The organism is Imperialibacter sp. (assembly GCF_040222385.1).
Classification (GTDB): Bacteria; Bacteroidota; Bacteroidia; order Cytophagales; family Cyclobacteriaceae; genus Imperialibacter.
The window spans coordinates 527,281-539,632 of record NZ_JAVKDF010000035.1; the positions used below are offsets into that span (position 1 = coordinate 527,281).

At 47.0% G+C, this 12,352-nt stretch carries 13 protein-coding genes; 11 read left to right on the plus strand and 2 right to left on the minus strand.

Annotation, left to right across the window (positions count from 1 at the left end; all coding sequences use genetic code 11):
• Positions 1 to 102: 102 nt before the first annotated feature.
• The 9 genes from RIG68_RS18150 (at position 103) to RIG68_RS18190 (ending at position 6,626) form a co-directional block, all read left to right on the plus strand.
• Positions 103 to 1,113 (plus strand): NAD(P)-dependent alcohol dehydrogenase, encoded by a 1,011-nt coding sequence (locus tag RIG68_RS18150; RefSeq protein ID WP_350125421.1) that lies wholly within the window; start codon positions 103 to 105, stop codon positions 1,111 to 1,113.
• On the plus strand, positions 1,110 to 2,096 hold the full coding sequence (locus RIG68_RS18155) for an NAD(P)-dependent alcohol dehydrogenase (RefSeq protein WP_350125424.1): 987 nt from the start codon (positions 1,110 to 1,112) through the stop codon (positions 2,094 to 2,096). Before RIG68_RS18150 ends, RIG68_RS18155 begins: the two co-directional genes overlap by 4 nt.
• 5 nt (positions 2,097 to 2,101) lie before the next feature.
• The gene (locus tag RIG68_RS18160) at positions 2,102 to 2,638 is read left to right on the plus strand and encodes a MepB family protein (protein WP_350125427.1); all 537 of its coding nucleotides are present in this window, start codon (positions 2,102 to 2,104) and stop codon (positions 2,636 to 2,638) included.
• Between the two features lie 51 nt (positions 2,639 to 2,689).
• The gene (locus RIG68_RS18165; RefSeq protein WP_350125430.1) at positions 2,690 to 3,169 is read left to right on the plus strand and encodes a GNAT family N-acetyltransferase; all 480 of its coding nucleotides are present in this window, start codon (positions 2,690 to 2,692) and stop codon (positions 3,167 to 3,169) included.
• A gap of 116 nt (positions 3,170 to 3,285) precedes the next feature.
• Positions 3,286 to 3,858, plus strand: a complete 573-nt coding sequence (locus tag RIG68_RS18170) for a pentapeptide repeat-containing protein (protein ID WP_350125433.1) — start codon at positions 3,286 to 3,288, stop codon at positions 3,856 to 3,858.
• Between the two features lie 399 nt (positions 3,859 to 4,257).
• Positions 4,258 to 4,611 carry a hypothetical protein gene (locus RIG68_RS18175; RefSeq protein WP_350125436.1) on the plus strand — a complete coding sequence of 118 codons (354 nt, stop codon included), beginning with the start codon at positions 4,258 to 4,260 and terminating at the stop codon, positions 4,609 to 4,611.
• A 178-nt stretch (positions 4,612 to 4,789) separates the two neighbouring features.
• On the plus strand, positions 4,790 to 5,890 hold the full coding sequence (locus RIG68_RS18180) for a serine hydrolase domain-containing protein (RefSeq protein WP_350125439.1): 1,101 nt from the start codon (positions 4,790 to 4,792) through the stop codon (positions 5,888 to 5,890).
• A 113-nt stretch (positions 5,891 to 6,003) separates the two neighbouring features.
• Positions 6,004 to 6,219 carry a hypothetical protein gene (locus tag RIG68_RS18185; RefSeq protein WP_350125442.1) on the plus strand — a complete coding sequence of 72 codons (216 nt, stop codon included), beginning with the start codon at positions 6,004 to 6,006 and terminating at the stop codon, positions 6,217 to 6,219.
• 47 nt (positions 6,220 to 6,266) lie between these two features.
• On the plus strand, positions 6,267 to 6,626 hold the full coding sequence (locus tag RIG68_RS18190; RefSeq protein WP_350125445.1) for a DUF4180 domain-containing protein: 360 nt from the start codon (positions 6,267 to 6,269) through the stop codon (positions 6,624 to 6,626).
• 16 nt (positions 6,627 to 6,642) lie between these two features.
• Here RIG68_RS18190 and RIG68_RS18195 read toward each other — a convergent pair whose 3' ends face one another.
• Positions 6,643 to 8,100: an amidohydrolase family protein gene (locus tag RIG68_RS18195; RefSeq protein WP_350125448.1), complete on the minus strand. Its 1,458-nt coding sequence runs from the start codon at positions 8,098 to 8,100 to the stop codon at positions 6,643 to 6,645.
• A gap of 407 nt (positions 8,101 to 8,507) precedes the next feature.
• On the opposite strand from RIG68_RS18195, the gene RIG68_RS18200 reads away from it, so the two are divergent.
• Both RIG68_RS18200 and RIG68_RS18205 read left to right on the plus strand, forming a co-directional pair.
• Positions 8,508 to 9,227, plus strand: coding sequence for an arsenate reductase/protein-tyrosine-phosphatase family protein (locus RIG68_RS18200; RefSeq protein WP_350125451.1), 720 nt, complete (start codon positions 8,508 to 8,510; stop codon positions 9,225 to 9,227).
• Between the two features lie 149 nt (positions 9,228 to 9,376).
• A complete protein-coding gene (locus tag RIG68_RS18205; RefSeq protein ID WP_350125454.1) occupies positions 9,377 to 10,312 on the plus strand; it encodes an NAD-dependent epimerase/dehydratase family protein in 936 nt (311 codons plus the stop codon).
• Between the two features lie 7 nt (positions 10,313 to 10,319).
• On the opposite strand, the gene RIG68_RS18210 is transcribed toward RIG68_RS18205, so the two are convergent.
• The gene (locus RIG68_RS18210) at positions 10,320 to 12,242 is read right to left on the minus strand and encodes an AAA domain-containing protein (RefSeq protein WP_350125457.1); all 1,923 of its coding nucleotides are present in this window, start codon (positions 12,240 to 12,242) and stop codon (positions 10,320 to 10,322) included.
• Between the last annotated feature and the right edge of the window lie 110 nt (positions 12,243 to 12,352).

Below are 12,352 nucleotides of genomic sequence, written 5' to 3' on the forward strand. Positions count from 1 at the left end.
AGGCAGTTTCTGCTACTAATGTTAAAATGTGTAATTTCTCATTCTGAATTTCAACGATCAAGCAGAATATCGGTCGGACGCTGAAAAGCCCATCTGCACTCAATGATGAAAATGACCATGAAAGCCATCGTCACCACAAAATACGGATCACCTGATGTACTGCAGTTACAGGAACTGAAAAAGCCAGTGCCTAAAGAAGACGAGGTACTCATAAAGATTCATGCCTCCACTGTAACCGCCGGCGACTGCGAAATGCGGCGGTTCGACATGCCAGCCTTCCTCTGGCTGCCGTTGCGTCTATACTTTGGGGCTTTTAAGCCAAGAATCAAAGTGCTGGGCCAGGAGCTGACAGGTGAAATTGAGGCTGTTGGCAAGAGCGTCACCAAATTCAATGTTGGAGACGCCATCTTTGCCCCCACCCAAATGGCGCTGGGTGGCCACGCCGAGTACATCTGCCTGCCGGAGAAATATGCCATAGCACTGAAACCCCAAAACATGAGCTTTGAAGAAGCTGCTACTCTACCAACCGGCGGTTTGAATGCCCAACACTTTATCAGAAAAGGAAATGTAAAAAAAGGAGACCGTGTCCTTATTAACGGAGCCGGTGGATGCATCGGTACTTACGCCGTACAGATTGCCAAGTCGATGGGAGCCGAAGTTACAGCCGTGGACAGCGGTGGCAAGCTTAAAATGTTGTCTGGCCTTGGCGCCGATCATGTCATCGATTATACCAAACAAGACTTTGGGCAGTTGGTAGCTGCTCAGAGTATCGAGCCATTTGATGTTATTATCGACATAGTTGGAAAAGGCTCATTTGCAAGGTGCGTCAAGGCGCTGGCCCCCGATGGCACCTATGTAATGGGCAACCCAAGGATATCGGGCATTATAAAAGGGTGGGCTATCGGCCTGAACACATGGCAAAAGGTAGTTGCCGCCATTGCTCCCTACAAAGTTGAAGACCTGAACCGCCTCAAAGAACTTGCTGAAAAAGGTGAGATCAAAGCAGTGATCGACAAGGTCTATCCGCTGGAACACATGGCGGATGCCCACCGCTACGTTGAGACCGGAGCAAAAGCGGGTAACGTAGTTATCACCATAAAGAGCGAGCAATGAAAGCGATGGTTTATACTCAATACGGCTCTCCGAAAGTGTTAAGGCTAGAGGAAGTAGAGAAGCCCATTCCAAAGGATGACGAGGTGCTCCTGAAGGTGCATGCGGCATCTCTCAATTCATGGGACTGGGACAGACTCACGGGGAAGCCACGAATATACAGGCTGCTAAGCGGCATTGGGAAGCCAAAGCTCCCTATCCTTGGTGCTGATGTAGCGGGGGTGGTGGTGGAAACCGGGGCCAAAATCAGAAAGTTCAAACCTGGCGACGAGGTCTTTGGCGACTTGTCTGCCGGTAAATGGGGTGCCTTTGCTGAATACACCTGCGCAAAAGAAAAAGAACTGACGATCAAGCCGACTTCCATGACATTTGAAGAAGCCGCTGCCATTCCTCAAGCCGGCGGCATGGCGCTCCAGGCCCTGACGGAAAAAAGAAAAATAAACGCTGGCGATAGTGTCCTCATCAATGGCGCCGGTGGTGGAGTGGGCACCTTTGCCATCCAAATTGCTGCAAGTCTAGATGCAAACATCACAGCAGTTGATTTGTCAGAAAAACACGCCATGCTGCAGTCGCTGGGCGCAAGCGGTGTGGTCGATCACACCAAAGAAGACTTCACCAAACAAGGAAAGCAATATGATTTGATCGTCGATGTGATAGCCACCCGGTCAATATCGGACTACAAAAGAGCACTGAAACCCGGCGGGGTGTATTCTATGATTGGAGGCCATTTGGGTACCATTTTCCAAGTGGGCTTACTGGGAGGCTTTGCGTCAACAAAGGAAAGGCGACTGGGTATTCTTATCCAACAACCAAACAAGCCCCTGACTGCTTTCATTAAATTATTCGAGGAAGGCAAAGTCAAACCTGTCATCGACAAAGTGTATCCTTTGGAGGAACTGCCAGAAGCGTTTCAAAGACTTGGGGATGGAAGTATAAAAGGTAAAGTCGTGATCACGCTTCAAACAGAAATTAATAAGCAACATTAGGCTTAATGTCGCAGCAAGAAACAATTTCAAAGCAGGATCACAGTTCGTTTTCAGAAGTCAAGAAACGAGTGTACGACGTGTGCTTATTCCAGGTTTCGAGCCGGAAAATGGAAAAAGAAAGCACGGAGTATGGTGCTTGCACTTTTACTGTCAATTCTTCGCTGGTGATTAGCAGGGATGCCAAACAAACGCCAAAAAAAACTGGTCAGTTCGTTGCCATTTGGAAAAGAGTCAACAGTGGCCCAACGCAGCCATTTAGTGCTTCGGATACGTTTGACTTTTTTGTGATTAATACAAAAAAAGGAGATCACTTTGGGCAATTCATCTTTCCAAAAGCTACGTTGATAAAGCATCGGGTTGTCTCGCAGCCCACGGTAAGGGGCAAACTTGGCATGCGTGTCTATCCTCCGTGGGAGGTAGCAGAAAGCAATCAGGCCAGGAAAACGCAAGACTGGCAATTGAAGTTTTTTCTTCATATCCCAGAGCGAGGCGAGGTCGAGCTTCAACGAGCGAAATTGCTCTACGCTAAATCGACCGTCTAAAATCACAGTAATGCTCAATAGAAAACAGCTTCAAGGTTAAATAGGGACAACATGCCACGAATTGATCTTTGTCCTTTGGACGCAACCTATGCACCGTTCATTATTGAGCTGGTTAACTCACCTGGCTGGCTGGAGTTCATTGGCGAGAGAAATGTAAAAAGCCGGGAAGATGCCGACGCCTACATCCGTAAGATTGAAAGCAACCCAGCTGTTGACTACTGGATTATTGAACTGGTCACCTCCGGGGAGCCGGTCGGTATAGTAACGCTTATACAACGAGACTACCTGCAGTCACCCGACATCGGATTTGCGTTGCTTCCTGCGTTTGAAAAACAAGGCTATGCGTTTGAAGCTGTTTCACTATTTCTGAAAGACTTCTTCAGCGTTTCAACAAATAAAGAAATTCATGCTATTATCCTGGAGCATAATCGGCCATCAATTCAACTCGTCCAAAAGCTGGGGTTTGTGTTCAGCGACCACATTGAGGTGAATGGCGAGCAGCTTTTGCTCTATTCGAAAAAACTGACCTGACAGGATCCAAAAAGTTGGCTGTTTGCAGGCAAAATCCTGCTGCTCTTTTTAAGTTCGTGAGGTGAAAGGAGCAGGCAGCAAATGGCGCTGCTTACGGATAACTTAAGAATAAAATCATGTCGAAGGGGTTTGTTGAAGACCAGCATTTCAAAGGAATCAATTTTTCGGAAGAATCATTGGAGGGCACCGATTATGAAGCCTGCCACTTCTCAAACTGTCTTTTCACGGGAGTCAATCTCTCGCACATCAATTTTATGGAATGCGTATTTGAGAATTGCGACTTAAGTATGGCAAAGCTTGGCAATACGGCCTTCAAAGACATTACATTCAAAGGCTGCAAGCTTCTGGGTCTTCATTTCGAAGACGTCAATCCTTTTTTACTGGCGATGAGTTTTACTGATTGTCAGCTAAACCTCTCGTCATTCTTTAACCTGAACCTAAAAAAAACAAGGTTCGCTAATTGCGGCATGAAAGAAGTTGATTTCAGCGGTGCCGATTTGTCACTGGCAGTGTTCGACAACTGCGACCTGCTTGGCGCTGTATTTGGCAACACAATGCTTGAGAAAGCAGATTTTCGAACCGCCTTCAATTACTCTTTGGATCCTGAAGTCAACAAGATAAAGAAAGCGAAATTTACCTCCTCCGGATTGACCGGGCTGCTTGGCAAGTACAATATTGAGGTTGAGTAGCAGGAAATGTAACTTTCATTAATTGCCGGCAAACAGTTCCGTCTTTAGGAGCTTGTGCTCAGCGATTCCAATCACCAATCTTGAAATATTTAAACTCTCAAAGGCGCTATAGTACCTTTATTCGGCACCTCAAACCACTACCGTAATTCACCTATTTTAATGTCAAGCGTTCTACGTAGGCACTTCTCAAAAAGTCAGTTATTTAGCAAATAAGGCATAATATCAAGCTCTTAAGCTGTTGCTTCTACTATTCAAAGAATTGCTCACCCTCTTTATTTTTATAATTTTGACTAGAGCTTCCTTCGGAACAGTGCACTAAATAGCACCTTCCTGCGGCTTTAAGATTATACGAAAAATTCAACTAACGTAATCCTGTGACGTAACAATAAAACAACGAGTATGTATAACACCTGGATTCAGCACAACGGCCAAAAGATATTGTATACCAAGTATTCCGGCTTGACAGAGGAGCAAATGATCAAAGCACTCAAAGAACAATTTGAGATTGTAAAAGCCAGCCCTGGCAAGGTTCGAAACTTCGGTGATTTTACCAACTCCACGGTAAGCAGCGACTTTATGAGTATAGCGAAATCCAATGGGAAGGAACTTAGTTACAAAATTGAAAAGACGGCATTGATCGGCATCACGGGCATAAAAAAGATCTTGCTAAATGGCTACAACGCCTTCACAAAAAATCCGGCTCATCCTTTTGATACTGAAAAAGAAGCGCTGGCATTTTTAGCTAAAAACTGATGAGCACGGTCGTTCCGGGCACCGGCTCAGGCAGCATCTGCGACTGACAATCCGCTGCTTAAAATCAGTACTTCAAATAACCTTTTGGCTAACTACAATATTGGTGTTGAGTAATTCACAACGATAAGCTTTCGAATGGAGTCCTTTCTCCGTTAAATTGCAAATTGGCTAATAACCTATGAGAAGAGCTTCTGTTGCTTCCGTCGGATTGCTATTCATTGCTTATTTCGCAGCCGGGCAAAGTGTATATCGGTACACAGTCCCGCCCAGGATGGCTGATGGCTGGGAAACGGAAAACCTCCTGACAAAAGTTAACGACACCACACTTCTATTCAGTTTCTTTAACAAGATGATCAACGAGGATCATCAGGTGCACAGCATCCTGCTGGTGAAAGATGGAAAGCTTGTGCTTGAAGAATACTTTGGAGAACACAAAGCTGACCAAACTCACGACCTGCGCTCCGCCACTAAAAGCATCCGCTCACTTTTGGTTGGTATTGCCATCGACAAGGGCTTCATCGAAAGCGTTGATGATCCTATTTTTAAGTACCTGAAAAGCCCGGAGCCACGGAAAAACATCGACTCCAGGAAAGAACAAATCACCATCCGCCACCTGCTTACCATGAGCACTGGCCTCGACTGCAACGATTGGGATAAATCCTCGAAAGGTCAGGAGGACAAAGTGTATAAAAAAAAGGACTGGCTACAATACACCCTTGATTTGCCCATGGTGCGAGACCCCGGGGATTCGGCGCTCTATTGCAGCATGGGAGCAGTGCTGGCGGCGGAAGTAGTAAGCCAGGCCTCTGGCATGTCAATTGATGCGTTCGCTGAAAAGTATTTATTCGCACCGCTTGGAGTAGAAAATGTGCATTGGGGGCATACTACTACCGGCCGGGATATAATTCCGTCGGGCAAGCGGCTTTACATGACTTCCCGTGATTTTGCCAAAATCGGTCAGCTGGTCATGAACCACGGTACCTGGGGTAATGAGCAAATAGTATCTGCGGACTGGATACAGCAAGCGACAGAAAAGCAAACCAACCTTGCTGGTATGGACTACGGCTTTCTGTGGTGGAGCATCCCGTTCCAAATAGGCGACGAACTGAAAAAAGAAACCGTCGCAACGGGAAATGGTGGGCAATACCTGATGCTGTTTCCTGAGGCAAATTTGGTTGCCGTGTTTACTGGCGGTGCCTACAATTCGGAGGATGACAAGTTCCCTTTTGCGATTATGAATAGAGTTATGTTGCCGTTTTTTGTTAACGCCAATAGGTAAATTTTGCCGAAGCCCTCAGTCACCTGACTGGGGATAGTGGCAGTGCGATGTCATCTATCATATGGTTCGAAGGTAGCAACTGACAACTGTCATTGGTTAACAACCACACTTTCATGAAATTAACCACAGTTCAAACACCTGATATCATGAAAGAGTCAATGCAACGAAATGCACCCAATGGAGCTGTTTACGGTCTCGGATTTATCGGTGCCGTCGTCTACTACATTTCCCAGGCAACAGGCTTTTGGATGGGCGTAGTCGGATTTCTGAAAGCGATGGTGTGGCCCGGCTTTTTGGTGTACGAAGCGCTGAAAGCATTGGGCGCCTGAGGAAATAAGGGACATTGCTATATTGCAACTTCATATTTAATGAAGGAATGGATATTGTAATTAGCCAACACAACGGGGTCGACATAGCGGAAGTGATTTCCGATGAACTGACCATAAAGGATGCACAAGACGCTCTTGACGTAATGGCTAACTGTTCTTACCAGGGAGCCGACAACATCATTTGGCATGAGAAAAATATCGCTGCTGACTTTTTTGACTTGAAAACAGGCATGGCCGGCGAGGTGCTGCAAAAATTTTCCAACTACAGGGCAAGGCTAGCCATTGTGGGTGACTTCTCTAAATACGAAAGCAAGGCGTTGAAAGCCTTTATTCTTGAAAGCAACAGGCAGGGACGGATCAGCTTCGTCGGTTCGGTGGACGAAGCGAAAGGGAAATTGAGCAAATAGCTAAGGCCGTCAAAGTCTATTCTGTTTTTCTCGCTTTGTCGAGCTCCTCTTTGATTACCTGCACCTGCTGAAGTAGTTCGTCCAGCTTCTGTCTGCTCAGGTATTCACCATCATTCACCACCGCAAAAATATCCTGTGTGGCACTGATATCATCCAGGGGATTGCTGTTAAGGATTAGCAGGTCAGCTTCCATGCCAGGAACAATGCCAGCCAGTTTGTCTTGGACGCTGAAAAACTTTGCTCCATTAATAGTAGCACTTTGTAAAATAGCCAGCGGTTCAAGTCCAGCTTCCTGAAACAACACCAACTCTTCGTGAAGCGATTGAGCCGGGTACACAAAAGTGTTGAGTGCGGCGGCGTCGCTGCCTGCAAGAATAGTAACGCCAGCTTTGTGCAGGTAGGGCAGCTGCTCCGCAATGAGCTGGTAGCGGTCTTTTCTTCCCTGTTTCTGCTCAGGAGTTTCGCCAGCCATTCTGTCGATTCTCCATTGATATTTCGAGGTAAACCTGTCCGTCAGGTATTTCAGATAGGCATCGCTTTGATGGTTATTTTCATCAAGATAGGCAAGTTGCTTTCCTCCAATAAGTGTCGGAGTAACTGCCACACCCCGTTCGGCCAGCATTTTGTACCGGACAAAGGCGCTATCCTGATCAAAAGAGCTATTGTACACCTGCCCAGCCTCACTCCTCGCCAGCTTCCCTGACCTGATGCTGTCCACAATGGCACTATCATCGCTACCAAGCCTCAGCATGTAGCTGGCGTGCTCTATGGCAGAAAATCCGGCTGTCGCAAGTTCCTCTACTGACAGGTCATAAGGGACATGTCCGGTGACTTTGTAGCCACGCTTTCTGGCTTCCTTTACACTTGTCAAAAACAGATCACCGGGCAGAGTGTTTTCAGTTATTTTCACAAAGTCGACGTTGTATCCATCAAGCTTGTCGAGCATTTGCTCCAACTCCTCTTCATTGGCTATTTCGAGGTCGCCTTTCCAGATCGAATTGATCCCTTCCAGCTTGCTTCCGGCCGTGAAGATCTGAGGCCCAAACAGCTGATCATTGTTGATGGAATCCCTCCAGGCAAGCACCAGCTCTCCCAGGTCGCTGGCGCAATCCCGCACAGTTGTAATTCCATAAGCAACATACAACGGCAATAACGCTCTGTTATCCTCCACAAGGTCTTCTCCTTCAATGTGCACATGCATGTCCCAAAGACCTGGTATGACATACCTGCCTCCGGCATCAAAGCGTCTACCCTCTCTGACCAGAACGGACAACTCACTGCCATTGCCAATACTCGCAATTCTTCCGCTGTCAATTAAAATAGCTTTTTCTTTTGCTACCTGGCCCGTTGCAACATCAATTACGTTGGCGTTGCTAATCAGTATGGCGGTATCGGACACATTTGGTTCTCCAGGCTTGCATCCGGCGAACGCAATAAATACTAGTAGAAACACGAAGAAGGATGGATTTTTCATATGACGATATCAGTGAATCAAATCTACAAATCACCCGACCAATGAAAAGGCCATTTGGCCGTTTGGTTCTTTTACATGTTCAACGGCCTGGGACGGTCAATAAAATTGGCCATCCGGATTGTGGTTACTGAAAGGCTAGCAGTTGCCACCAAACGACTCTTGACGAGTTGGCAAGAATCACGCTAAATAAATAAAACGATGGTCGTACTACTAGTTCACCAGGATTCTATGCTAGTTGGTGAAATAACATGCCCGTTGCTTGCAGATGCCGTAAAAATGGCCATAGCTACAGTTTTTCAGGGAAACTGAAAATTTAACCTTTTCTTAATACTCAAAATTGATTGTCACGATTAGTTAATCGTAATATTGCAATAAAGCGAATCATTCCCTCACTCAATTTATACCCTATGAAAAAACACCTGACAGTATTTCTTACGGCTACTTCACTCTTCCTGGTCTTTGTGAACGCTAATGCACAAAAGCTTGACAAGGACCTGATTCGATATTGCCAGAACCTCACTACAGCCATGGATGAAATTTCAAACGAACGCAAAGCAACGCTCCGGGAAATTGGAGACTATCTTGCCAGTGAGTTAAAAAATGACAACGCAGCAAACCTGGTCATCATTTGCACCCACAACTCCAGAAGAAGCCACATTGCCCAACTTTGGGTGCAAACTGCCGCTACATACTACGGCATCAAGGGCATCAACACCTTCTCTGGAGGTCTGGAAGTAACGGCGTTTAACCCCAACGCTATTGCCGCTTTGAAAAGGGCAGGCTATGCCATCAGTAATGTTCAGGTCAGCGACAATCCTGTCTACACTGTGTCGGACGGCGTCAATAAGACCATCTCCTACTCCAAAAAGTATAGCGACCGGCAAAATCCGAGGGAAGACTTCGGCGCAGTAATGGTATGTTCCGAAGCAGACGAGTCTTGTCCACTGGTGGCAGGTGCCTCAGAAAGGTTCTCGCTGCCCTACGAAGACCCAAGGTACTACGACGGTACGGCTTCGCAAGACGTGAAGTATGATGAAACAGTTCGGGAAATTGCCCTTGAGATGCTTTTTCTTGTGGACTACGCCAAGAAAAAGCAAATAGTGCAATTGGAGGCTGTGAGACAGTAGCTGCTGTTTACGGATTTTAGCAGGAAAAACGACTGCGAGTCGGTAGCGTTCCCCTACCGGCTCTTACTTCCTAAGCTGCTTCACTTAAGGAATGAATCTTTTGGAACTAACCGGTCAATACACTAGATTTTGGTAACAAAAAACCAGTCATGCAAACCATACTCGGAGCTAACGGAGCTATAGGCACGGAGCTCGCCAAAAGTCTCACTTCATATACCAAAGACATCAGGCTTGTCAGCCGCAACCCAAAGAAGGTCAACGAAAAGGACATACTCCATTCGGCAGACCTGACAAAAAGAGAAGACGTTTTTAAAGCATTGAAGGGCAGTGAGGTGGTGTACCTCACCGTCGGCTTCAACTACGACATTAAAGTGTGGAGAGCAGTTTGGCCTCCGCTCATGAAGAATGTGCTGGACGCCTGCGAAGAGTATGGCAGCAAGCTGGTTTTCTTCGATAATATTTACGCCATTGGGAAAGAGCATATTCACCACATCACAGAAGACTGCCCGATAAGCCCCTGTAGCAAAAAAGGAGAAGTAAGGGCCGAGGTCGATAGGCTGGTACTCAACGCCATGGACAAAGGAAAAGTGCCTTCTATCATTGCTCGCAGCGGCGATTTTTTCAGCACCATGCGAGCCACCAGCATGCTGATGATCATGGTGTATGACAACCTCATCAAGGGAAAAAAAGCACAATGGTTTTGCAATGCAAAAGCCAAACATTCGATGACCTACTGCCCTGATGCAGCAAAAGGAACTGCTATGCTGGGCAATACACCAACAGCATTTAATCAGATTTGGAACCTCCCCACGGATAAAAATGCGCTGACAGGAGAAGAGTGGGTGAAGCTATTTGCGACTGTGATGGGCACTACCGACAAATACCAGGTACTGCCTGGTTGGGGTATAAAAGCGTTGGGCATTTTCATGCCTATCATGAAAGAGCTTCATGAAATGAGCTATCAGTTTGCATCGGACTACTTCTTCGACAGCGCCAAGTTTGAAAAGTTCTTTAACTATACCACCACCAGCAATGAAGATGCGGTGAGAGAAACTGTGGCGGCGCTGAAAAATATCAAGGAATAGGTTGTTCCTAAGAATAAATCAGCTCAAAAGCACTTTGGTACGCATCGGTGGCTGTGCAGTGCTCCACCAATTGGTTGTAAAAATTATTTGAACCCAGCGTGGCCGAGTCGCCGATCATGATGAGTTGTCTCCTTGCCCTGGTCATGGCTACGTTGGTGCGGCGGATGTCTTTCAGAAAACCTATTTCACCGTCTTCATTGGAACGGGTGAAACCGATAAAGATGCTGTCCCTTTCCTGTCCCTGGAAGGAGTCGACCGTGTTAACATCTATCAAGTCCATCAGCTCTTGACTCAGCCCCTTCTCCAGCAAAACCTCTCTGAGTAACTCAATCTGGGCTTTATACGGTGCAATCACGCCAAATGTAATTTGGCTCGAAAGCGCATGCTCTTCGCCGATGGTTTCGATATTGGCGAGCAACTGATCGATCAGTAGCCGACCTTCTTCCTCATTATAGGTGCTTCTCGATTCGGGATTGACCTTTTCCTGATAGCCACAACCAGCGGTATCGATAAACTTCATGATCGCTACATTGGGCAAAGCCTCTCTTTCAATGGCAGAAGGCGCAGCTTGCAACTTATCGTTGTAGAAGAATTTACTGGAAAAAGCCATGATCTCCGGCTTCATCCGGTACTGTTCTTCCAGCATCACATCAGTGGAATGATAGCCGACGTTCTTTTGAAAAAGGGTGTTCTCAAGTCCTTCCTTGGCCGCCTCAAACGACTTTACCGTAGGCGGCAACTGCTGGTGATCGCCAGTCATGATCACTCTGTTCGCTTTCAGAATAGGGATCCAGCAGGCAGGCTCCAGGGCCTGTCCGGCCTCATCAATGAAAACAGTTTTAAACACCCGGTCTTTAAGCAGGTAATGATTGCTACCCACCAGCGTGCAGGCGATTACCTGAGCATTGTCGAGCAGCGAACTGGTGATGTAGTTCTCCAGCATGTCGGCCTCATCACGAAAGCGCCCGGCTTCCTGTAACAAAAGCTTTCTCTGCTGGCGCTCTGCATGGCCAAAGTTTCGCTTGTATTTAAAGGCCACATTTCGGTACTCCTCGTACTTCTTGCGAACAGTCCGCAGCTCCTTGAAGCTATCGTGTGCGGCTATGCGGGCATCGAGGCTATTTTCTATTACTCTGTTGGTTACTCTGGCCGGGTGGCCTAGTCGAAGTACATTGATGCCTTCCTCCGCCAGCTTTTCTACCATCACGTCCACCGCTGCATTGCTTGGTGCCGTCACCAGCACCTGCTTTTCCAGCTTCACCACTTCTTTCACCGATTGAATGAGCGTGGTGGTTTTGCCCGTTCCAGGAGGGCCGTGAACGATGGCCAAATCTCTGGCCTCTATTATTACTTCAAGGGCCTTATTCTGAACGGCGTTTAATGAAGGCAGCACGGGCGCAAAGGCTGGCTCCCGCTGTGGCGCCTTTTTGCCCAATAAAATCTCTGTAAGTTCAAATAGTCTGCCAGCCTCCTGCTTGCCAAGCACTTTCAGCGTTCGCTCCATTTCCCTGTAGGAGGCTTCATCAAACATCAGGTCAATGCCCAGCTTGCCATCATTGATCCAATCAGGTAGGTCATCGTCGTTCAGCACGATACCCATCTTACTTTTGCGCACATACTTAATCACTCCCGTGATGGCACTACTGCCCTTGTCCTTTTCACCAGTGTTCGCATAAAAACTCACCGTGCCACCACCCTGGAACATATGGGCTTGCTCCAGGTCGGTCGTTTTCTCCAGCTCCAGCACGATCTTCTCTCCTGTGCCTATGTGGTGGGAATTCACCACCACCGGATACCAGCATACTCCCGACTTTTTCTTCTCAGGAATAGCAGTGTAAAGGATTTTGTCCTTGTACTGCTGCAAGTCCTCCTGCCATTCCTTTTTGAGCAGTGTGGTGAGGTTGGTAAAGTAAGATTTGGTATCGGTCATTGAAAGCGTATTGACCGGGCAAAAGTAGTGAAATGTTTCCCCTGCCAGGCTTTTTCAACAATTTTTGTCAGCCAATTACTTACAGAATAGATGGCCTCCAAATTAATTTA